General features: G+C 51.5%; 18 protein-coding genes. 5 read left to right on the top strand and 13 right to left on the bottom strand.

Annotated elements, in window-relative coordinates; translation table 11 throughout:
- Window positions 1-56: 56 nt before the first annotated feature.
- The 6 genes from opp4C to NZD86_RS06320 form a co-directional block, all read right to left on the bottom strand.
- Entirely contained in the window at window positions 57-968 is a 912-nt protein-coding gene (gene opp4C / locus NZD86_RS06345) for an oligopeptide ABC transporter permease (protein ID WP_268045664.1), read from the bottom strand.
- An 11-nt stretch (window positions 969-979) separates the two neighbouring features.
- Window positions 980-1939 carry an ABC transporter permease gene (locus tag NZD86_RS06340; protein WP_268045663.1) on the bottom strand — a complete coding sequence of 320 codons (960 nt, stop codon included), beginning with the start codon at window positions 1937-1939 and terminating at the stop codon, window positions 980-982.
- Window positions 1940-2014: 75 nt separating this feature from the next.
- Window positions 2015-3766: an ABC transporter substrate-binding protein gene (locus tag NZD86_RS06335; protein WP_268045662.1), complete on the bottom strand. Its 1752-nt coding sequence runs from the start codon at window positions 3764-3766 to the stop codon at window positions 2015-2017.
- Between the two features lie 61 nt (window positions 3767-3827).
- Window positions 3828-4796: an ABC transporter ATP-binding protein gene (locus tag NZD86_RS06330; RefSeq protein WP_268045661.1), complete on the bottom strand. Its 969-nt coding sequence runs from the start codon at window positions 4794-4796 to the stop codon at window positions 3828-3830.
- Window positions 4793-5779 carry an ABC transporter ATP-binding protein gene (locus NZD86_RS06325; RefSeq protein ID WP_268045660.1) on the bottom strand — a complete coding sequence of 329 codons (987 nt, stop codon included), beginning with the start codon at window positions 5777-5779 and terminating at the stop codon, window positions 4793-4795. Before NZD86_RS06325 ends, NZD86_RS06330 begins: the two co-directional genes overlap by 4 nt.
- A gap of 311 nt (window positions 5780-6090) precedes the next feature.
- Window positions 6091-7332 carry an MDR family MFS transporter gene (locus NZD86_RS06320; protein ID WP_268045659.1) on the bottom strand — a complete coding sequence of 414 codons (1242 nt, stop codon included), beginning with the start codon at window positions 7330-7332 and terminating at the stop codon, window positions 6091-6093.
- 174 nt (window positions 7333-7506) lie between these two features.
- Between NZD86_RS06320 and NZD86_RS06315 the strand changes: the two genes are divergently transcribed.
- Window positions 7507-8211 carry a response regulator transcription factor gene (locus tag NZD86_RS06315; RefSeq protein WP_268045658.1) on the top strand — a complete coding sequence of 235 codons (705 nt, stop codon included), beginning with the start codon at window positions 7507-7509 and terminating at the stop codon, window positions 8209-8211.
- A 14-nt stretch (window positions 8212-8225) separates the two neighbouring features.
- Complete coding sequence (locus NZD86_RS06310) at window positions 8226-9449, top strand: sensor histidine kinase (protein WP_268045657.1); 1224 nt, start codon at window positions 8226-8228, stop codon at window positions 9447-9449.
- A 407-nt stretch (window positions 9450-9856) separates the two neighbouring features.
- Here NZD86_RS06310 and NZD86_RS06305 read toward each other — a convergent pair whose 3' ends face one another.
- The 4 genes from NZD86_RS06305 to NZD86_RS06290 are packed head-to-tail and all read right to left on the bottom strand — an operon-like array spanning window position 9857 to window position 13751.
- Window positions 9857-10651: a lipoate--protein ligase family protein gene (locus NZD86_RS06305; protein WP_268045656.1), complete on the bottom strand. Its 795-nt coding sequence runs from the start codon at window positions 10649-10651 to the stop codon at window positions 9857-9859.
- Entirely contained in the window at window positions 10584-12125 is a 1542-nt protein-coding gene (locus NZD86_RS06300) for a sensor histidine kinase (RefSeq protein ID WP_268045655.1), read from the bottom strand. The genes NZD86_RS06305 and NZD86_RS06300 overlap by 68 nt, the downstream gene beginning before the upstream one ends.
- 26 nt (window positions 12126-12151) lie before the next feature.
- Window positions 12152-12823: a response regulator gene (locus NZD86_RS06295; protein WP_268045654.1), complete on the bottom strand. Its 672-nt coding sequence runs from the start codon at window positions 12821-12823 to the stop codon at window positions 12152-12154.
- 19 nt (window positions 12824-12842) lie between these two features.
- Window positions 12843-13751, bottom strand: a complete 909-nt coding sequence (locus NZD86_RS06290; protein ID WP_268045653.1) for a LysR family transcriptional regulator — start codon at window positions 13749-13751, stop codon at window positions 12843-12845.
- Between the two features lie 113 nt (window positions 13752-13864).
- On the opposite strand from NZD86_RS06290, the gene NZD86_RS06285 reads away from it, so the two are divergent.
- Window positions 13865-15130 carry an adenylosuccinate synthase gene (locus NZD86_RS06285; RefSeq protein WP_268045652.1) on the top strand — a complete coding sequence of 422 codons (1266 nt, stop codon included), beginning with the start codon at window positions 13865-13867 and terminating at the stop codon, window positions 15128-15130.
- A 335-nt stretch (window positions 15131-15465) separates the two neighbouring features.
- Here the strand turns inward: NZD86_RS06285 and NZD86_RS24690 are convergent, their stop codons facing one another.
- Window positions 15466-15921: a diguanylate cyclase domain-containing protein gene (locus tag NZD86_RS24690; protein WP_407655242.1), complete on the bottom strand. Its 456-nt coding sequence runs from the start codon at window positions 15919-15921 to the stop codon at window positions 15466-15468.
- Between NZD86_RS24690 and NZD86_RS06280 the strand changes: the two genes are divergently transcribed.
- Window positions 15908-16390, top strand: coding sequence for an EAL domain-containing protein (locus NZD86_RS06280; protein WP_268045651.1), 483 nt, complete (start codon window positions 15908-15910; stop codon window positions 16388-16390). The two genes, NZD86_RS24690 and NZD86_RS06280, sit on opposite strands and share 14 nt — an antisense overlap.
- 164 nt (window positions 16391-16554) lie before the next feature.
- Complete coding sequence (locus tag NZD86_RS06275) at window positions 16555-18309, top strand: methyl-accepting chemotaxis protein (protein WP_268045650.1); 1755 nt, start codon at window positions 16555-16557, stop codon at window positions 18307-18309.
- 104 nt (window positions 18310-18413) lie between these two features.
- On the opposite strand, the gene NZD86_RS06270 is transcribed toward NZD86_RS06275, so the two are convergent.
- Together NZD86_RS06270 and gap are read right to left on the bottom strand one after the other, a co-directional pair.
- Window positions 18414-19394 carry an aldo/keto reductase gene (locus tag NZD86_RS06270; protein ID WP_268045649.1) on the bottom strand — a complete coding sequence of 327 codons (981 nt, stop codon included), beginning with the start codon at window positions 19392-19394 and terminating at the stop codon, window positions 18414-18416.
- Between the two features lie 186 nt (window positions 19395-19580).
- On the bottom strand, window positions 19581-20585 hold the full coding sequence (gene gap / locus NZD86_RS06265) for a type I glyceraldehyde-3-phosphate dehydrogenase (protein ID WP_268045648.1): 1005 nt from the start codon (window positions 20583-20585) through the stop codon (window positions 19581-19583).
- Between the last annotated feature and the right edge of the window lie 7 nt (window positions 20586-20592).

Here is a 20592-nt window from a genome sequence, read left to right as displayed (position 1 = left end):
ACAGGGCTGCTTCGGTCATCCAAAGCAGCCCCCATTTATTTTGTGTAGATAAGAACTCACTTCTCAAACGACGGGTCAAATGCATCACGCAGTCCATCACCGATGAAGTTGATGCACAGGATGGTAACTGTAATCAGCAGCGCTGGTGGTATCCACGCCCACGGTTCAGTCGACAGCGTAAAATAGTCCAAGGAGGCGTTCAAGACGTTGCCCCAACTTGGAATTTTCGGAGATACACCGAATCCGATCACGGCGAGGGCTGCCTCGGCACCGATGAGGCCAGCCATCTGGAGCGTCGCATTAACGACGATGGGCCCGAGTGATGCAGGCAACAGATGACGAATGATAATTCTCCATGAACCTGCTCCGCCAATTTTCGAGGCCAAAACATACTCCGATTCCCGAATCGACAAGAATAGCGAACGGATCAAACGTGTTGTACCAGGCCAACCAGTGAGACCAATGACGAGGATCAGCAACCAGACTGATGTGGTATTGATGATAGATTCTAATACAATAACGAGCAGTAAGAATGGGAAGTTAAACATAAAATCACAAATGCGCATGATCACTGAATCCACCCAGCCGCCATAATAACCAGCCAGTCCACCAAGGATAATGGCGATGCCCATGACCATGATCATGTCGATAAACCCGATGAGCAGGTCGATTCGCCCACCGTATAAATCTCGAGCGAACAAGTCTGTTCCATTATTGTCCGTTCCCAGCAAGTGCTTCGCAGACGGAGGAGCAGAGACGTTCGCTAAATCTTGAATTTGTGGGTTCCAATGGGTTAACAATGGTGCGAGTAAGCTCATTAACACGATGATGACTAGAACGACGACACTGGCCACAGCCATGCGGTTATGCATGAAGCGCCCAAATGCAAGTTGCAACGGACTCTTGCTGACTCGTCCGCTTGAAGTCGTGCCCTTCGGAGAGAGCACTTGAGCGGGTTCCATTGACATGTTGCTCCCTCCTAGTTATAGCGAATTCGCGGATCCGCAATCGCATTGAGAATATCGGCAACGAGATTTCCCAACAGGACGCAGACTGCAAATATTAAACTCGTAGCCATGATAACTGGATAGTCACGTTGTGAGACAGCCGTGATGGTCAAATAACCCATCCCTTGATAGCTAAATAGTCCTTCAATAATGATGGAACCACCCAAGAGACCGCCTAGATCGAAACCGAGTTGGGTGACAATGGGAATCATAGCATTCCGAAATACGTGTTTGCGGTAAACGACATTCTCGTAAATACCTTTCGCACGGGCAGTTCGAACATAATCCTGTCTGGAGACGTCCAACATAGCACCACGCGTGTAGCGGCTATAAACCGTATTAAAAGTCAGTGCGATAGCAATTGCAGGTAGTAGGGCGTGCCAAACGTGATCGACAAATGTTCCTGCGAGCGGCCCAGTACCCGTTGAGTTTTGTGCCGGGAATATGTGCCAGTGAATCGCTAACAAGTAAATTAAGAAAATAGCGAAGACGAAATATGGAACAGAGAACAGAACGAACGAAATGGTTGATACACTGTAATCGAACTTTCCGTACGGACGGCGTGCTTGCCAGATACCCACCGGTACACCGATGACCAGGATGAGGATCTCAGAAAGAACGGCGAGAATTAACGTATTGTAGAGCGCTGGCCCCAGTAGCTGATTCACCTGCTGATGTTGTCCGAAGCTCCATCCGAAGTTTCCATGAAACACGTTGACAAGCCAGTTCCAGTATTGAACCGGAAGCGGTTTGTCGAGCCCGTTTTGCTGAATGAGCGTTTGTTTCAGTGCTGCGAGATCCTTGATTCGCGGATCGATCATTGCGTCAATAGCATTGCCCGGTGCTAGATGCATCATGAGAAACACGAAGACTGTAATGGCAAACAGCATCGGAATCATGCCGAGCAAGCGACGTACGATGTACGTGGCCATATACTCTCCCCCATAAGACGCCGTGCGACACCGCGCACGGCGTATGAGTTTTGTCTAGATTGAACGTTGCGACGATTACTTGCTCAGCCACCAGTCTTGCGGGTTCAAACCACCAGCAGCAGCACTGAAGTCCTTGGCCGGAATGTTCAGCTTGCTGTTCCATGCAGCAATGTTGTCCGGTGCCCAGAGGAAGACGACAGGCATTTGTTGATTCACGTACGACTGCCACTTCACAAGCGCTTGTTTGCGCGCTGTCTTGTCGAACGCTGCGGCATTGTAGGTATCTTTGATGAGCGAATCATTCTGCGGATCCTTCCAACGCTGCAGGTTCATGGCGTCCGTCGATACCCAGAGACCGCGCGGGTCTGGATCCGTTCCGAGACTCCAAGCCATCAGCCACATTTGGATACTCGGGTCATCAGATTCGACCTTCTTGTTGAACGTGTTCCATTCAAGCGGCGGATCGATGGTGACCTTTACACCAACCTTCTGGAATGCTTGTTGAATGGCTTGACCCATTTCTTGGTCGATTGCACTTCCTGTCGAATAGGCGAGATGGAGATCCGCTGCTTTACCTGTGGTTGGGTCGATACGCATGCCGTCAGAACCCTTTTTCCACCCAGCTTGATCCAACAATTGATTTGCTTTGTCGACGTTATAATCATACGAGTTCATGCCGTCTGCCGCCGTTGCAGCCGCCCAGCTTACCGGAGGCAATGGACCACTCACTGGCTGTGCCAGACCGTGTTCAATCCCTTGAATCATGGTCTTTTTATCCAAGGCATACTCAAACGCTTGACGGACTTTGACGTCTTTAAATTCCGGCTTATACAGTTTGAGACCTAAGAAATCCCAACCGTTTGACGGACCGGTTTTCACTTGAAGGTTCGGGATCTTCGACAATTTATCCGCATCTGCTAAGTGAAGACCCATACTGATTGGAACATATTGCACGCTGCCATCCGCCAACAGGCCTGGCAGGACGTTTTCGTTGACAACTTTGATCACAAGATTGCTAATATGCGGTTTACCATTCCAGTAATTCGGGTTCGCAGCCATTTCCACAGAGTCCTGGCCATTTACTTTAGTGAAGGTGTACGGACCTGATACGACCGTAGGCATCTTGTCTTCACTCGCGTTTGCCCAATCCTTCATCGGGGTCTTGCTGTAAATGTGTTCCGGAATGGGTTGGATTGGTGCGATGCTGGAATACAAAGCTGCAGCGTCGACTGTCTGGAAGTGAAGGGTGAAGGTTTTGTCGTCAACTTTTGTAAACCCGCCCACTTTAGAGAAGTCATCGGCTTTGCCTGCCAAAAGTTTGTCGGAACCGACCAGTGGAGCAACCAAGTACTGATATTGACCTTGGAGGGTCGTGCTGTAGGTTTTAGAACCTAGATAGTTCATTGTAAACAGAACGTCATCGGAAGTAATGGGTTGACCGTCAGACCAATTCGCATTCGGTTGTAGATGCATGGTCACAGACTTTTTGTCCGCTGAGAAGTCCCAGCTCTTTACAAGCCCAGGTCCGAAATTAAGGTCTTTGTCGACACTTAAAAGTGAATCAAAGGCAAATTGGACAACATTCGCTGTGTACAAGCTGGAATCCATGTCTGGGATCAATTGATCGTCGTACTTCGTCGTCATGGCCATTGTCAACGTTCCGCCGTCAACCGGTGTGCCTGAAGTAGTCGTACCAGTGCTATTTCCCGTAGCGTTGCCAGTTGATGAGCCGTTGCCGCCTGTACTGTTTCCACACCCCGCCAATACGACAGACAGAGAAGCAGCAATTGCAATGGTCGTCATGGCCGTTTTCTTTAGATGTGCCATAGCATGTTCCCCCTAGTTTCGATGTAGTTTGATTTTTTATCTTCAGCGCCAAGTCCGAATGTCAGCTGTGCAAATGGCAAGCAACCAAATGCCCAGGCGTCACTTCTCGGAGTTGTGGACGTTGAATACGACATTCATCCATCACACGCGGACAACGTGTATGAAATGGACACCCTGTAGGTGGATTTGCGGGGCTCGGTACATCCCCAGTCAAAATGATGCGTTCCCGCTTTTTTTTTCGGGACGGCTGCAACGCCGCGGACAGCAACGCTTCGCTATACGGATGCAAAGGATTCGAATACAACTCTTGTTTCGTCGTGAGCTCAACGAGATGACCAAGGTACATGACACCAACCCGGTCACTGATGTGGCGAACAACAGCAAGGTTGTGAGAAATAAAAATATATGAAAGGTTGAATTCGTCTTTTAAATCAACCATCAAATTGAGAATTTGAGATTGAATGGACACGTCCAGTGCCGAAACCGCCTCGTCGGCCACGATGAGCTTCGGATTCAAGGCGAGTGCTCGAGCGATCCCGATGCGCTGCCGCTGACCACCCGAAAACTCATGCGGATATCGAGACCTATCGTCCGCGCGAAGTCCCACAGTCTCCAAGAGCTGAGCGACGCGTTCCGCCGCTTGTTTGGAGTTTGCCACCCCATTCACAATGAGTGGCTCCGAAATAATATCTTGAATGGCCATTCTCGGGTTCAGAGACGCATATGGGTCTTGGAAAACCATTTGGAACTTGCGACGAATATCTCGGAGTCTCTTCCCTTGAAAATTTGTGATATCCTCGCCGTCAAATACGATTTTCCCTTCCGTCGGTTCCATCACCCGCATGATCATGCGACCCGTGGTTGATTTTCCGCAACCGGACTCGCCGACAATCCCCAGCGTTTCCCCTGGGCGGACTTGAAACGTCACCCCGTCAACGGCTTTTACATGACCAACCGTACGACGCAGTAGACCGGCTTGAATAGGAAAGTATTTTTTTAAGTTTTGAACTTCTAACAATGCTTCACTCACAACAACGTTCCCCCTTCACCCACTACATCGCACCGAACAAAATGCCCTGGGCGAAGTTCACGAAGCTGGGGTGCCTTTTCAAAACAGCTGGGTTGCGCCAATGGACACCGATCCGCAAACCGGCAACCAACCGGAAACGCCGCTGCATCAGGGACCGTTCCTGGAATGGAATAGAGTACAGCAGTCTCTGTTTCAATGGATGGTATACTTTGTAATAAGGCCTTTGTGTACGGATGTGTAGGATTATCAAACAGTTCATCCGCATTGACCGACTCAACGACTTGGCCTGCGTACATGACGACGACGTGATCGGCCATGTCGGCCACAACGCCCAAATCGTGCGTGATAAGGATAATGGCTGTGCCAAAGTCCTCCCGCATCTTCCGCATCAATTCGAGTACCTGCGCTTGGATGGTCACATCGAGCGCGGTTGTCGGTTCATCGGCAATGAGCAGTTTTGGTTCACAAACCATTGCCATGGCAATCATCGCGCGCTGACGGAGTCCACCGGACAACTGATGAGGGTAGTCGTTTACGATTTGCTCGGCTCGCGGAACCCCGACAAATTTGAGCATATCCACTGCGCGCTTGAGTGCATCTTTCTTGGTGATGCGACGGTGGCGTATAAGGACCTCGGTAATTTGATCACCAATGGTCAGCACTGGATTTAACGCAGTCATCGGCTCCTGGAAAATCATTGAAATATCATTGCCGCGAACTTCAGTCATCTGATTCTCTGTGAGTCCGATTAAGTCCACACCATCGAGGACGATCTCCCCGGAAACAATCTTGCCACGAGGCTGAGGAACGAGTCGCATGATGGACAGTGAAGTCATGCTCTTACCGGAGCCTGATTCACCTACGATACAAACAATTTGACCTTTCTGAACATCGATGTCGATTCCGTCCACCGCATGCACTTCTGTATCTTTACTAATGAAATAAGTCCGTAAATCTCGAATGGCAAGCAGCGGCTCCGCCATTCAACTCCCCCCTATGACTTCAGACACCCATGCACCTGATCACGAATCGAACTGTCGTGCACTCTCTCTAAAGTTGACAGACAATTCTGTTGCTATAGCGGCATTTTATAGGTGGTATGATAGGTTGTAAAGGCTCCAGAAAATGGCTGATTTCGCTTACAAATCGGAAGAAGCCGCGCTATGACTACAAAATTCGCGTCGACATAATAATAGTTAAGAATTCTCTTATATTTAGTCCCGTCAGAAAACTTCACACATTTTTCTAAGATAAGGGATTTTAAGAATCAGCGAGGCTGGGGAGAGGAAGCCAGTCACGCCCGAGGTTCCGGGCGGACTTCTCCTGCGTTCGGAGTGGTAAATCGGTGATAGACACTGAACAAAACAAGCGGGAAAACCGTGCTCAAAATGGCGATGAGCAACACTAGGTGGAGGGCACCTTGGTCATACAAAACACCGCCAACAACCGGTCCAATCATCCGTCCCGCAGTCGCACAGCTCCCGACCAACCCCTGCAGCATGCCCAAGCGCGACGGTGGTGCAATCTGTGCAACCGCTGCGGGTACCGCGGGCCAAATAAAGATCTCACCAAGGGTCGTGAGGACCATGGCAATCACATAAACGAAGTAGTGATGGGCAAACAACATGACAGTGAAGCTGAGAGCGTACAGCACTGTGCCGCCAATCATGTGAAACGACAATGCCGGGAATCTCCGCGTCACAAAGGAAACCAGTGGCTGGGACAGAAAAATGAGCAATCCATTCAACGTCCACAAGAGACTGTAGGCCGACAACGTGTAGCCTGTCGATTGCATGTAGACGGAAACGGTCGACTGCCACTGCACATAAATAGCCCAAGCCAATGTGTAGCCCGTAAACAAAATCGCGATCCCGCCCCATGGAAGCACAGTCGCTGTGTGTTCAAGTTGCCTCTTGACCCGGCTTTCGTCGTTCGAACGCCGGATGTCCGAGAATGGTTTTTTCAGTGCAGTCGTGATGAGGAACAGCAGCCCCAAGTAAGCCAGTGCAATACCATAAAAGACCACTTGGAACGATCTCGCCGCCAGAACACCACCCAGCGCCGTCCCGATAGCAACACCGATATTGTTCGATACGTACAGAAAATTGAACGATCTCCGACCGCCATCCGGCCAAGCGTGACCCGCTACCGCGTTCAACACGGGAAAGGGGATGGCGCAGGTGACGCCAAAGACAGCCATCACCACCACATAGACAGCAAAGTCTGATGTCATGGCCGGCAACAAGATGCTGACGCAACTAATGACGAGGCTGTAGACGAGGATTCGCATGGCGCCAATGCGATCGTACAGCCATCCCCCGACAAAACTGCCGAACAGTCCTGCTCCGGAGAACACCATCAACACAAGGCCTGCCACGGCCATGCTTTTATGAAGACCTACGTGGATATATATCGAATTCACGGGCCATAAGAGTGACAGACCACCGACGTTGATCAGGCACCCCAAACCCAACAACCAAATGACATTGGGGATTTCAGTCATGTGGTATACGGTGCGCTGAAACGCACGTACCATAGTGGAACCTCCTCTGGTGACAAAAACGAAGCATCACGAAGAGACGCGACCGTTGCATACCCGCGTTCCCTTTCGCCTCTGAATATGGAAACCCGCGTCAGTATATCACGTTCAAACGGCCGTTGAAACCATGTACAATGTAGGGAGGACCAGAACCTTAAGGGAGGCTCTCTGATGCGGATTCTATTGGTGGAGGACGAGCGTAAACTCGCGTCTGCTTTGAAACAACTTCTCAAGGAAAATCAATACGTCGTGGACATGGTTCACGAAGGCGACATGGGCCTCGATTTAGCCCTTACCGACAGCTACGATCTCGTCATTCTCGACATCATGCTGCCCCATCTAAACGGCATCGAGATTCTCAAAGGGATGCGGGACCAAGACGTACAAACGCCTGTCCTCCTGCTCACGGCGAAAGACACGGTGGAAGATAGGGTAACGGGCCTCGACGCAGGTGCAGACGATTATCTCGTCAAGCCGTTCGATCCCAAGGAGCTGCTCGCGCGCGTTCGCGCTTTAAGCCGTCGCACTGGACAGCTGAGCGGCACCGATGCCATGGAAGTCGGTCCATTTCGCCTCGACTTGACCACCCGCACCGTCACGCGGAATGACGAGCCGTTGACCCTTACAACGAAGGAGTTTCAGTTGCTGGAACTGTTTATGCGCAACCAAGGCAAAGTGTTGTCCAAGGAGATCATTCTCGACAGAGTGTGGGGACCGGATGCGGACGTGATCGGCAACGCAGTGGAAAACTACGTCCACTTTCTTCGCAAAAAAATTGACGAGACGGACAAGCCATCCTTTATCGCCACGGTGCGCGGGGTCGGCTATATCTTCCATTCCGATCCCGCCTCAACGCCACAAAAGTCACACGTATGAAGAAGGAATAACCTGTGTTCCGACGCCTAAGCGCACGCATCACCCTGTTGACGGTCATTCTGCTCGTGGTTTTGTATTCTATCTCGTCGTTTGCTGTATATGAGTTCAGCCGGACAATCGTCTATCGGCAATTGGATCAAAGCCTGAATGCCGCAATGCATCATGTCCTTCAAACAAACCGTCTCGACCAGACGGGGGTGCCGGATGTATTCGCCATTAGTGGACAAAGTGTAAATAGTTGGGCACCTCGTGATTCTGGGGATGTCTTGAAGTCCATCGATCAAACTTGGACCAGCCCACATCTGTTTAATTACAGCGCAAATGGCAACCATTTTCGTATCTATTATTTACCCGTCATTGCTCCGGGAACTCAAACCTACGTCGTAACGTACGTCGAAGACAGCAGACAACTGGGCGTCTTGAACCAGCTGAAACGTGTTATTTTCATCGTCGGCATATTCGGTTTGGCCGCTGCGGCGCTCGTTGGATTCTACCTGGCCGAACGCATGCTGAAACCGATTCGGTCCGCCTGGAGACGCCAACTGGAATTCGTCGCAGACGCCTCCCATGAACTGCGAACGCCGCTCGCTGTTATTCAGTCAAACTTGGGAATCGTCTTGGAACACACTGATGAGACTGTCACGGAGAACCTGGAGTGGCTCAACAATGCGCACAGCGAGTCGCGACGTCTGTCGAAACTGGTGCGGGATCTGTTGACGCTGGCGAGATCGGATTCGGAGAAAACGCCGATTGAGCGAAATCCAGTCGACTTGCGGGAACTAATTCTACACATCCGAGAGTTATACGAAACCGTCGCCGAGATGAAAGGAATTCGGTTTACAACGCACGCAGATGTCCCCCTCACCATTTCGGGTGATAAGGACCGCCTACATCAACTGCTCGTGATTCTGCTCGACAATGCTCTCAAGTTCACGGACGCGGACGGTGTGGTGGAAATCGGTCTGTCGCAGCAGCGCAACTCCGCCGTCATCTCCGTCACGGATAGTGGACTGGGTATCGCGAGGGAGAATTTGTCCCGCGTATTTGACAGGTTCTTTACGGTTGATCCGTCCAGATCGCGTGAACAGTCCGCAAAAGGTACGGGGCTAGGACTATCGATTGCCCGCTGGATTGTAGATGCACATGGTGGGAAAATCAGCCTTCACAGTGAAGGCATTGGGCAAGGTACGACAGTTCGCATCGAGCTGCCCATTGCCGCTCGGACGACGCGAGGGTGATGCGGGTTGGCTGGGGGCTGGGGGGCTCATTTAAGAGACTTTTGTTCCCCTCTTGAAAGCAATCGCGTGACTCGATGGAGAGCAGAGGAACTCAAGCCTCTTATCCACCGATCTCCCAACCCTCCACCCGGAAACATGGTCATATAACGGACTCTGAGTCACTTGTCTGGGCCAAACTCGCATGATGTGAATCATCAGGGGAATAGTCTTCCCTAATCCTGCCCGTCTGCCCCAGCCCCGTCCGCGATCCGCCGGCGGCAAGGCGGCAACGCCGCCTGAGACGCCTCAACACACTGCTCTGGCGCTTTTACCGCAACTCCCTCCGTACACTGCCGCTTCCGGACCAACCAGACTACTCGGGTTCCACCACAGACTAACCGGTCGCCACGCCAACTCGGCTCACGACTCTACCGGGCCATTTGAACCGTGATGCCCTGACCTTCATAGTACGTCTTCAGAAACTGGGTGAAGTCAGTTTGAGCCATGGCAGCGGTGTACTCGTTTGCGATGCCGTGGGTGCGCACGAGATGGCGGAGTGTCGTCGATGTGGACGCGTCCACACGGTATGGGTCCCCCACTTCGGAGTAGAAGCGATTAATGGCGTCCGTCGCTTGAGCCAAGTCAACGTCGACCATGATGCACGCGTGTGCGAGTACATATCCCGGGTGACGGGAAGCCGTTCCCGCCAGGCCTCCGCGCCACGCCTGGGCCGTTCCTACGAGCTTTTTGCCGTCAACGAGAACATTGTAGTTTCCATCACAATAGCTTCCGGGGAGGGCGCCGGTTGTCGCGTTCATGCCCATGCTTTTCAGCCAGTCGATCATAGGCTGGCAGAGTAACCGGTAAAACGCGTCCGTTGTGGCTTTCTCGGCCCGCCTTGGGAACAGCATGGACAGGTTGAGGACCCCTGAGCCGTGAGGAACAGCCGTGCCACCCGTGGGCCTGACAATGATGGGCCAGCCGGTCTTCGCCATGGATTCCATGGCCAGTTGACCTTGGTCGCCAGCGACGTCACGCTTACTCACCACGAGCCCTTGGACTGGTGCATGGCGCCACAGGCGAACCGTCGGTAAGCGCGACTCCCGACCAACTTCACGTGCCCATTCGTCGTCTAGCAGGATGTTGCGTTCGGCATCATTCCACTGTTCCCCATTGTTCAGCTCGATGACTTTCGGCATCAGTTCCAGAGTTGATTTGTCCATCATCGGTTTCGTGTCCCTTCTCTGCTGGTTCGTTCATCGGGTGTGTAGCTTGTGTGTCGGTTGGGCGAGATCGTTCAAATTGTTGGATCGGCACCAAAATGATGACCGATGTTCCCCGCCCAAGTTGGCTTCTGACATATATTTTGCCTTGATACGATTCAATGACCTGTTTACAAATGGACAGTCCGAGACCGGATCCTTTTCCCCTTCCGCGAGACGCTTCGGCGCGATAAAAACGGTCAAAGACATACGGCAACACGTCAGGTGGAATTCCTTCACCGTTGTCGGATATGAGAAATCGAACCATACCCTCGTCGCCGTGGGCAGATAACTCGATCCGCCCACCGTTCTGCGTATGACGCATCGCGTTGTCCAAGAGCCCGATGAGGACCTGACGTAAATCGTCGTGGTCCATGTAGGCACGGGATTTGGATGTCAGATGAACCGTCCACACAATCTCCAAGTCAGGCCTGAGGAGTTTCGCGTCCTCCTGCAATTGCCGAAACAGTTTCTTGATATCTGCGGCCGTTAACCCATCGACTGGGACGACTTCGGAAGCCTCCAACTTAGCCATGGACAGCAACTGGTTAACCAACTTCTGAAGTCTCGAAACCTCAGAGACAATGTTGCGGACGGCCGGTTCCCAGACGCGCGTGTTTTGGTTGCCCCAACGCCGCAGAAGATTCGCGTGGCCTGCGATGATAGCCAAGGGCGTCCGCAACTCGTGCGAGGCATCGGCAATGAACCGATTCTGTTCCTGAACACCATCGTCGATCCGGTCCAACAACTGATTGATCGACTGTTGCAAGGAAGCGACTTCAGATGGCAAATGCCGCATCGACAAACGTTCGGACTGCTTCCATTCGACCGCTTGAATCCCTTCAATTAACCGTCGCAGAGGCCGCAGTCCGTGGTGAATAAGCCACCGCACCCCGACAGCGAACAGCGCCAATACGAGCACATCGATGACGAGCAATACCTTAAGCGTCTGCCAGATTTGCCCCCTCAGTGCATCCGTCAAGGAGAATACCTGGAGTTCCCCGCGAGTGCCGTTCGCGAATTGGACGGCTGTGGTTGCTGTGAGGACATGGTGCATCCCATTTTGGTCCCGCCAAAAATAGGAACGACTCCACTGAACTGCCAAGGGACTGGCTTTAGCAGATGTCTGCGGTTGAATAGCCGACGAGATCTGCCGCATCCGCTCATCCGAAAAAATGGGGCTTCCCGTCTCAAACAGGACATCACCATTTGCATTCGTCAGGCGGATGGCTGAATCCGTCACAGCGACGTACCTCTCCCAGTCTGAGGACACACTCTGGACAGCCATCTTGTCTATCCCTTGTCCCATAATGGTCGCCATTTCGAGCTGGAGAACCCGTTTATAGGACTGGATGCTGCGCGTGTGAAAAGATACTGTGTAGAGCGTCGTATAGACCATAAGAATGACTGCGCACCACATGATGCTCCACCACATAATGCGGGAGCTCAGACTTCGTCTGCTCACTCCGCCACCTCGAATCGGTAGCCCTGCCCGCGAACCGTGCGAATAAATGCCTTCGTTGGATCGACCTTTTGCCGAAGGTAGCCGATGTACACATCGACAACGTTCGTATCCCCCGGTGCGTGAAATCCCCAGACGTGTTCCAAAAGTGCTTGTCGACTCCACGTCTCGCCAGGATGACGCAATAAAAATACAAGCAAATCATATTCACGGGCGGTCAACTCGACGTCTTCCCCGCGAAATGTAACGCGATGCGTATCTAAATGAACGGATACATCTCCAAAGTTGTATGATGCGTCCACGCTGGACGTCGAAATTTGGCGTCGTTGAAGAGCGCGTATGCGTGCAAATAGCTCTTCTATAGCAAACGGCTTGACCAGGTAATCGTCTGCACCGGCATCGAGTCCTTGGACTCGATCCGCTATCTCTCCCCGGGCCGTCAACATAATGATGGGTACCGGCGACAGGGATCGAATCTGGCGGCAGACTTCTATTCCGCTGATGCCGGGTAAAATGACGTCGAGGAGGACGAGATCGTAATGACGTTCTGCCGCCATTGCAATGGCCTTCTCACCATCCATCGCAACGTCGACGTCGAGCTCTTGCAACTCAAGTTCCAGACTGAGAAACTCGACCAATCCCGGCTCGTCTTCCACGAGTAAAATCCGCATCACATTCACCTCACCTATCTTAACTCAACTCGTCTGACTCTGCTTGACGCGCCAGTGTGGGAAGCGCGGCCAAAAACGCCGACGCCGCAGCTGGAATGCCTGACCCTTGCCGAACGAGGGCTGTGATGGTGCGGGCACCTAATGCGACGTCGCGGAGGGACACCATGGAAAGCTTGCCTGCCACTACGTCATGGCGCACAGACGACCACGGCATCACTGCCACGCCGAGGCCCGCCTGAACGAAACGATTGATGGCCTCAAGGCTATCCGTTTCCAGAACAACATTCAATGCCTGGCCACCCACCAACAAGCGTTCCTCCACAATCCGGCGAAGCCCTGACTCACGTCTCATGAGCACCATTGGCATGTCCGACAATTCTGCAACCGTACACGATCCACCTGCCAACTCGTGTCCACTCGACACCACGACAGACAGCTCGTCCCGCCACAAGGGAATGACTTCCAGGTCCTGTTCCTCCACAGGCGATGTCGTGACAATGGCGATGTCGATCTCCCGCTGCCGCAGACGCTCAATCGTAATCTGCGACGATCCGGTCACGACTTGAAATCGAATCCCAGGATGCGCCTGCCGATAGGCACCGAGGACACTTGGCAATCGATAGATGGTGGGCGTCAGACCGGCTCCGATGCGAACGATACCCTGCTCCGGATCCGTCAACTCCCCTAGTTCATCGCGCATCCTTGTCTCTGTCTGGATGAGCTCGCGAGCATACCGATAGACGCGCATCCCGGCACTCGTGAGAATCAACCGCTTGCCCACTCTATCAAACAGGGGAACACCAAGGTACCGCTCCAATTGTTGAATCTGTCTCGTGATGGTCGGTTGCGTACTGTGAAGCAAATCGGCCGCAGCAGAAATGGTCTGCTGTTCCACGACACAGAGGAATGTGACATATCCACTGTGCACACGAAGCCCCTCCATATACGAATTTCGTATCAAGTATATACATATGATTCATTTTACACATATACATCAAAGCCGTACACTTGGGAAGGATTTTCCTAAAGGGAGGGCTTACCTTGTTTCATGCGGTGATCGGCGCTCAATATGGCGATGAAGGAAAAGGCAAGATGGTTGACTACTTAGCCGAACAGGCAGACATTGTCGTGCGCTACCAAGGCGGCGGTAATGCAGGTCACACCATCGTGAATCAATATGGAAAGTTTGCACTACACTTAGTTCCGTCCGGCATTTTCCATCCACATACAATATCGATTCTCGGAGCTGGGATGGTCATTCATCCGACCCAACTGGTGAACGAGTTACAGTCCCTTGAAGAAGGCGGGATCGATACGTCGCGCCTCGTCATCTCGGAGCGTGCGCATATGGTTCTGCCGTACCACATTTGGCAGGACAAGTGGGAGGAAGAGCAGAGATCGAAAAAAGTTGGTACAACGCTCCAAGGCATTGGCCCGGCCTACCAGGATAAAGTGGGTCGCTTTGGGTTGCAGTTCGGTGAACTCCGCAACTTGGATCGTTTCGAGCAAAGACTGCGTCAGGCGTGGGCCGCGAAAGTCAATCGCATTCCACAGCTCGGCGAATACGGGCAGTTCGAGGACATCTGGAACGAACTGATGGCCGTTCGCGATCGTCTATTGCCATACATCAAAGACACGACCCCCATCCTCTATGAAGCGAAGCAGAAGAACTCGCACGTCTTACTCGAAGGTCAACTGGGAATCATGCGCGATCTCGACTGGGGCGTCTACCCATTCGTCACATCGTCATCCCCCATCTCAGGCGGCATCCCTGCCGGTGCGGGCATCCCGCCAACGGCCATTGCCCGCGTCACGGGGATCACGAAGGCGTACACGACGGCCGTCGGCGAAGGACCATTCCCCACTCAGCTAACCGACGAACACGGCGAGTACCTGCAAAAACATGGGCACGAGTACGGCGCCACCACAGGACGCCCCCGCGCATGCGGTTGGCTCGACATCCCCACACTTCGCTATGGTGCCTGGATCAACGGCTATACAGAGTTGGCCCTGATGAAAATTGACGTTCTCTCAGGCCTCAAAGAGATTGGTGTGTGTACCTCATACCGCATCGGAGACGAGCGCCATGAATGGCCACTTCAGTCATACGACATGGAAAACGTCACACCCGAGTACACCATGCTGCCAGGTTGGGACGAAGACCTGTCCAACTGCAAATCATTCGACGAACTCCCCGCCAACGCTCAGGCTTTCGTTCGCCAAATTGAGGCCTGGGTTGGCGTGCCCGTCCGCTTCGTCAGTGTCGGCCCTGGCCGCGATCAGACGATTGTCCGCAACGTAGAGTAGGCAGTGGGTGGCACTGAATTTCCGGCGGCGACCGAGCAATAAAATGGGCTGGGTCGCGGCCGTAAGCGCCGTCGCGGATGGGGCGGTGTGCTGTGTTAGTGGCGGAGGCCGTGAGCCCGCCGAAGCTGGGGCGGCCCTTGGGCCCGCGATTACAGAATTTTTCACCTAAAACGCATACAGCGGGCCCCTTCGCCTAAACCGAGCATTTATATTGGGAAACAAGTTCGAAGAGGTGGCCGATGGGTAAAAATCCAGGTATTCCGTTTTTTCGAGTACTTGAACTGGGCCAATAGCAGGAGAATTTCAATGAACGTTGACATTGGGTCCAACAGACCTCAGTTAGGTAGGAGATTACCATGAACACTCGTACTACCTAGGACGCTCTTCGCCCTTTTTTTCAGGTGTCCAGCTTCTTCGGCAATCCTTTCTAAAGAGACCTCCGAATGGTTTATGTTATGGCATTCAAGAACAGCCAGTGATATAGCGATGCCAGTTGAACGAACCGGTTGTCCCGATCGATCCGTTACCACACGTAGTTCCATGTATTTTTCAGAATCGGGATAGAATTGAATAATCTCGCGATCGAACCGAGATGTGATCGCGTGGCACAGGCCTTTTATATCTTTCGTCTTGGTAATTAGGATGAAATCGTCTCCTCCTACATGACCAACAAAATCGTCTGACTCTCCATACATCCCCAAACACGACCTCAACAGGCTTGCTGTAAACTGAATTACTAAATCCCCCTTCCGAAACCCGTATTGGTCATTAAACCATTTGAAATTATTTATTAACTTATCGCCAAATATCTTATCCGATCCTTCATTTCATCAAGGGGAGACCCGAAAACTTATTCGGGAAGTCGGATTGGAACCCGAGCAAATCGTCTTTGAAATTACAGAACATCACGCTATTGACGATTACCGTGCATTCCTTAAATTGATCGATCACTATCGGGGACAGGGTTTTCAGATAGCCATAGACGATGTAGGAGCAGGGTACTCAGGGCTCGTTACACTCATGCAGGTTAAACCGGATTTTGTAAAAATTGATATGGAACTTATTCGGGGGATCGACAAGGATTCCGTTAAACAGGATATCGTTGGAGCAATTCATCATATCAGTTCAGGATTCTCAGGTGCAGTGATCGCTGAAGGTATAGAAACACTGGAAGAACTTGAGTGCATACAAAACTGTGGCGTTCAATATGGGCAGGGGTTTTTGTTGGGTATGCCGAAACCGTCAGTCCCCGTTCAATGACCAACACGTTCTCGAAATCCATAGTAGCAACGTAGTAGTACCCATCGCTGGAATGCGGCAGTCTGGTTGGCTTCACGTTATCTTTAGCTAGACTTCACACGTTGTTAATGACAGTCATCTATAGTCATCCTAAAAACACAATCTCGCAAGAATGGTGGTAAAGGATGACAATGACAAGTAGCACTCCACGGAGAATATTAGAGGTAACACAGAAAATAACCAGTCTTTTCATCAACATAGGAATCCAGTCGAAGATTCTCACATTGTTATCGTTCATTATTATCTGTTCACTTGCTATTACCGGTTTACTGGGCGTACATACCACGAACCAGATCATCCTTAAATCCAGCCAAACGAAACTGGAGTCAGAACTATCCATAGGTCGTTCCCTAATGGAGAACAAGTACAGTGGCAACTGGCAACTGCTTTCTGGACATCTATGGAAAGGTGACATTGTCATAAATGGGAACAACGGCATTGCCAATGCACTGAGTACTGAAATTGGTGACATAGTAACGATTTATCAAGGTGATACATCTGTGTCTACCAGTCTTAAGAACAGCCACGGAGAATACTTAACAGGTGGTACATTAATGCCAGAGATACAACAGGCTGTACTGAAGAAAGACGAGAACTTTATCGGGCAGCAAACCATCGGTGGCCAGCTATATGAAGTTGCATATGAGCCAATACGGGATAGCACCAACAAGCTGATTGGTGTATGGTCATTAGCTTTTCCCCTCACTCAACTGATAAGCCAGCAAACTGCATATCAAACCGAAAATCTGATAATAGACATCATTGTCCTCATTTTAGGTCTCGTAATTGGATGGTTCATGACCAACCGGATGATTACGCCTTTAAAAAGGCTGATTGGTGTAGCGCACGAAATTGGTGCAGGGAATCTAACAGCAAAAATTGATATTCAATCCAACGACGAAATTGGTCAACTGGGGAAAAGTTTCAACCAAATGACGATGTCATTGAGAAACATAATGAACGAATTAACCCGCACCTCTCTACAGTTGGCCGCTTCCTCAGATGAATTTTCTTCTAGCGCTGAAGAGACTAATAAAGCGGCTCAACAAGTAGGATTAACGATTGAGGAAGCAGCAACCAATGTTCATGGACAAGAAAAACGTGCCCGAGAAAGTATTAGCGCAGTAGATGAGATGATCAAAGGAGTCCGTCATATTGCTGACAGTGCACAATCTGTGTCAGAAGCAGCGATTACAACCACCAAAGTTGCAGGAAATGGACATCAATCTGTACGGTCCGCCGTCATACAAATGAGTTCTGTTGGAGAAAGCATTGAAGATTTGTCAGAGCTAGTTAATACACTTGGTCGACGCACACAAGACATTGGCCGTATCATTGAAGTCATTACAGGACTTGCTTCCCAAACCAATTTACTTGCCTTAAATGCAGCAATAGAGGCGGCCCGTGCAGGTGAGCAAGGTCGGGGATTTGCCGTCGTGGCGGGAGAAGTAAGGAAACTTGCTGACCAATCCGCACAAGCCGCAAGACAAATCGGTGAATTCATTGTCGGGATACAGTCTCATACAGAACGGGCGGTTATTTCGATGCAAACTGCACAAGAAGACTTTAAGCAGGGAATTGAAGCCGTAAATACAGCTGGTATATCGTTTGAAGAGATTCAAGAGTCTGCAAAACATGTAGTGGATCAAATCATGGATGTTTCTTCCGCCTCACAGCAGTTGACCGAAAGCTCTGAACAGGTCCTTGAGTCCATTGGATATATTTCAGAGACCACATCGGTTACTGCGGCAAGTACCGAACATATTGCGGCAGCAACTGAAGAACAACTAGCTGCCATGGAACAAGTCGCGGCCTCCGCAAATGAACTATCTCACATGGCAGAACAGATGCAGGCGCTGGTTGCAAGGTTCAAATTGTAATCGACTAGACACGCTATCGATGTACGAGTCTTTCACGATGAATACCCTAAAACGCCCACCACCCCCGCCACACCTCGAAAGTACCCGCGGTCCCGCGCAATGCCTTACGGCATCACGGCTCCGCGGGCGGTGATCCAGAGGTCATACCATTCTTCGCGCGTCAAAGTGATACGCTCGGCGTCTTTGCACGCGAGAATACGCTCAGGCGTTTTCGTCCCGATGACAGGCTGAATGCCGGCTGGGTGTCTCATGAGCCAGGCGAGCAGGATTGACTCGGCCGTGGTCCCTTTCTGTTCCGCATACGCTTGAACTTTCTGTGCAGTTGCTCGAACGGTTTCGCTCTGGTCTGTCAATGGGCGCCCCGTGTAGATGCCTTGTGCAAGCGGGCCCCAAGCTTGAATTTGAATGTTCTCGAGCCGGCAGAACTCCAAGGTGCCTTCTGGGAAGATATCGTTCGCGGCGGGATCGCGATTGACATTGATCCCGACATCTACCCAGTTGTGACGATATAGGCTCATTTCCAGTTGGTTGACAACGATGGGAACATCCAGGCAGGATTGCAGCAGACGGATTTGGCCAGCGCTCATGTTGGACACGCCAAACGATTTGACCTTGCCGGAGGCCTTCAGATGATGGAATGCCTCGGCCACTTCTTCGGGCTCCACTAGGGCGTCGGGCCTGTGTAGGAGAAGAATATCCAAGTAGTCCGTCCCAAGCCGTGAAAGAATCCCGTCAACACAGTCCAATATGTAGTCTTTTGAGAAATCAAATCGCGTGAAAGGAGCCAGGTCGTCGGCGAAGCGAATGCCGCACTTGGATTGCAGGATGATTCGATCTCGCAGGTCCTTCCGCTCCTTGAGTACCTCTCCGAAAATTTGCTCCGCTTTACCGGATTTGTAAATGTTCGCGTGATCAAACATGTTGATTCCGATGGACAGAGCCGCCTCAACGGCTTCGTGGGCTTGTTTCACGTCCTCCGGAGTATACGCCGTCTTGTTTGACCAATCCGATCCGCCTAACCCCATGCAACCGTATACCAATCGGCTCGCGGAAATACCGCTATCGTTGAGTGGAAATTTTCCCATCGCAAAACGCCTCCATTTCAAACTTCGTCATCCGACAGTCGTCATCTGAACCACACGATATCCTCTTAGTCTAGTTAATTTTCTCAATCATGGAAAGAGTGCAAGGAGAAGGGTGAAAAGAAATGGGGCTAAGCCCGGGTTCATCTGTGCGGATGGCCGAGTCAGCCCCATTTTTCGTCTAGTGGATTACATCTTGGATGCGATGAACGTTGCCAAGTCGACGACGCGGTTGGAGTAGCCCCATTCGTTGTCGTACCATGCAACGACCTTGACCATGTCGTCGATAATCATGGTGGACAGTGCGTCAACCGATGAAGAGTGCGGGTCGCCGTTATAGTCGCGGGAAACGAGCGGCTCGTCGCTGTATGCGAGAATGCCCTTTAAGCTGCCTTCTGCAGCCTGTTTCAATGCTGCATTGACGGACTCAACGGTAGCCGTCTTCTTCACTTGTGCCGTCAAGTCAACCAAAGACACATTCGGCGTCGGTACGCGCATTGCCATCCCGTTCAAGCGTCCGTTTAAGTGCGGCAGTACGAGGCCCACAGCCTTCGCAGCACCCGTGGATGTCGGGATGATATTGAGTGCCGCTGCACGCGCGCGACGCATATCTTTGTGCGGCAGGTCGAGAATGCGTTGGTCGTTGGTGTAGGAGTGAACAGTTGTCATTAAGGCTTTTTCGATCCCGAACGTGTCATCGATAACCTTCGCCACAGGCGCCAAGCAGTTCGTGGTGCAGGAGGCGTTGGAAATGACGTGGTGCTTTGCTGGATCATAGCTGTCATGGTTCACACCCATGACGATGGTTACATCTTCGTTTTTCGCCGGTGCAGAAATGATAACCTTCTTCGCTCCGCCAGACGTGATGTGAACTTCTGCCTTGTTCTTGTCCGTAAAGATACCGGTTGATTCGATCACGATATCAACGCCGGCATCGCCCCATTTGATGTTGCCGGGATCGCGTTCGGCAAAGACGAGAACTTTTCTGTCACCGACAACAATGGAACCATTTTCCTCACGCACATCAGCGTCCAAGGTACCGTGTACAGAGTCGTACTTCAAGAGAGAAGCTAAGACTTCTGCGTTTGTCAAATCGTTCACTGCAACGATTTCAATGTTAGGATTCTTGAGTGCTGCGCGAAATACGTTACGACCAATACGTCCAAAACCGTTAATACCGACTTTTACTGCCATGTGTTGT

It is taken from the genome of Alicyclobacillus dauci, from assembly GCF_026651605.1.
Taxonomy (GTDB): domain Bacteria; phylum Bacillota; class Bacilli; order Alicyclobacillales; family Alicyclobacillaceae; genus Alicyclobacillus; species Alicyclobacillus dauci.
This window is presented reverse-complemented; position numbering and strand designations above follow the sequence as displayed.

Coding starts and splice junctions, on each gene's coding strand:
- opp4C (WP_268045664.1), bottom strand. CDS start 968: ATGTCAATGGAACCCGCTCAAGTGCTCTCTCCGAAGGGCACGACTTCA.
- NZD86_RS06340 (WP_268045663.1), bottom strand. CDS start 1,939: ATGGCCACGTACATCGTACGTCGCTTGCTCGGCATGATTCCGATGCTG.
- NZD86_RS06335 (WP_268045662.1), bottom strand. CDS start 3,766: ATGGCACATCTAAAGAAAACGGCCATGACGACCATTGCAATTGCTGCT.
- NZD86_RS06325 (WP_268045660.1), bottom strand. CDS start 5,779: ATGGCGGAGCCGCTGCTTGCCATTCGAGATTTACGGACTTATTTCATT.
- NZD86_RS06320 (WP_268045659.1), bottom strand. CDS start 7,332: ATGGTACGTGCGTTTCAGCGCACCGTATACCACATGACTGAAATCCCC.
- NZD86_RS06315 (WP_268045658.1), top strand. CDS start 7,507: ATGCGGATTCTATTGGTGGAGGACGAGCGTAAACTCGCGTCTGCTTTG.
- NZD86_RS06305 (WP_268045656.1), bottom strand. CDS start 10,651: ATGGACAAATCAACTCTGGAACTGATGCCGAAAGTCATCGAGCTGAAC.
- NZD86_RS06300 (WP_268045655.1), bottom strand. CDS start 12,125: ATGTGGTGGAGCATCATGTGGTGCGCAGTCATTCTTATGGTCTATACG.
- NZD86_RS06295 (WP_268045654.1), bottom strand. CDS start 12,823: ATGCGGATTTTACTCGTGGAAGACGAGCCGGGATTGGTCGAGTTTCTC.
- NZD86_RS06275 (WP_268045650.1), top strand. CDS start 16,555: ATGACAATGACAAGTAGCACTCCACGGAGAATATTAGAGGTAACACAG.
- NZD86_RS06270 (WP_268045649.1), bottom strand. CDS start 19,394: ATGGGAAAATTTCCACTCAACGATAGCGGTATTTCCGCGAGCCGATTG.
- gap (WP_268045648.1), bottom strand. CDS start 20,585: ATGGCAGTAAAAGTCGGTATTAACGGTTTTGGACGTATTGGTCGTAAC.